The organism is Paraplanobispora siamensis, from assembly GCF_016863175.1.
GTDB lineage: Bacteria > Actinomycetota > Actinomycetes > Streptosporangiales > Streptosporangiaceae > Planobispora > Planobispora siamensis.
The window spans coordinates 1-950 of sequence record NZ_BOOJ01000143.1 but is presented as its reverse complement, the minus strand read 5'-3'; the positions used below and the strand labels follow the sequence as shown (position 1 = coordinate 950).

General features: G+C 72.5%; 1 protein-coding gene. It reads right to left on the bottom strand.

The window, feature by feature from the left end; genetic code table 11:
• Window positions 1–950: methyl-accepting chemotaxis protein (locus tag Psi01_RS42930; protein WP_204069962.1), on the bottom strand; the 950-nt coding region annotated here is incomplete at both ends.

The following is a 950-nucleotide window of genomic DNA, read 5'->3' as shown; positions in this document are numbered from 1 at the left end:
GCCATGGCGGCCAGGTGCTCCGACGCCTGCCGGGAGGTGGCCACCCCCTCGGTGGTCTGCTGGGCGGCGCCGGCCACCGCGGTCATGGTGTCGGCGATGTCGTGCACGCCCTGGGCGGCGCTGGAGACGCTGCGGCTGATCTCGCCGGTGGTGGCGGTCTGCTCTTCGACCGCCGCGGCGATGGTGGTCTGGTAATCGCTGATCGTGCCGATGATGGTGGAGATGTCATCGATCGCGCTCACCGCGGCCGCGGTGTCGGACTGGATGGTCTCGATCCGCTTGGCGATGTCCTCGGTGGCCTTGGCGGTCTCCTGGGCCAGTTCCTTGACCTCGGAGGCGACCACGGCGAAGCCCTTGCCGGCGTCCCCGGCGCGGGCGGCCTCGATGGTGGCGTTCAGGGCCAGCAGGTTGGTCTGCTCGGCGATGGAGGTGATGACCTTGAGGATGTTGCCGATCTCGGCCGAGGAGGTGCCCAGCTTGCCGACCACGGCGGTGGTCTGCTGGGCGGTGGTGACCGCCTGACCGGCCACGCCGGCGGCGTCGGAGGCGCCTGCGGAGATTTCCCGGATGGAGGCGCCCATCTGTTCGGAGGCCGCGGCCAGGGTGCTGACGTGTTCGGTGATCTCGCGGGTCGCCTCGCGGGCGCCGCCGGCCTGGGTGGCGGTGCCTGCGGCGGTGCCGGCCAGCTGCTCGCTGACAGCCTTCAGGTCGGCCGAGGAGGTGTCCAGGGCGGTGGCGTTGGTGTGGATGACGCCGATGGTCTGGCGCATGGTGGCGGTGGCCCGGTTCAAGGCGGCGGCCATGGTGCCGACCTCGTCGCGCCGATCGAGCTCGGCGCGCTGGGTCAGATCGCCGTGCGCGAGGGCGTCCAGCACGGCGGTGACGCGGCGCAGCGGTCCGGCGATGCCGCGGGCCACCAGCCAGGCCAGGGCGATCCCGGCGGCCAGACC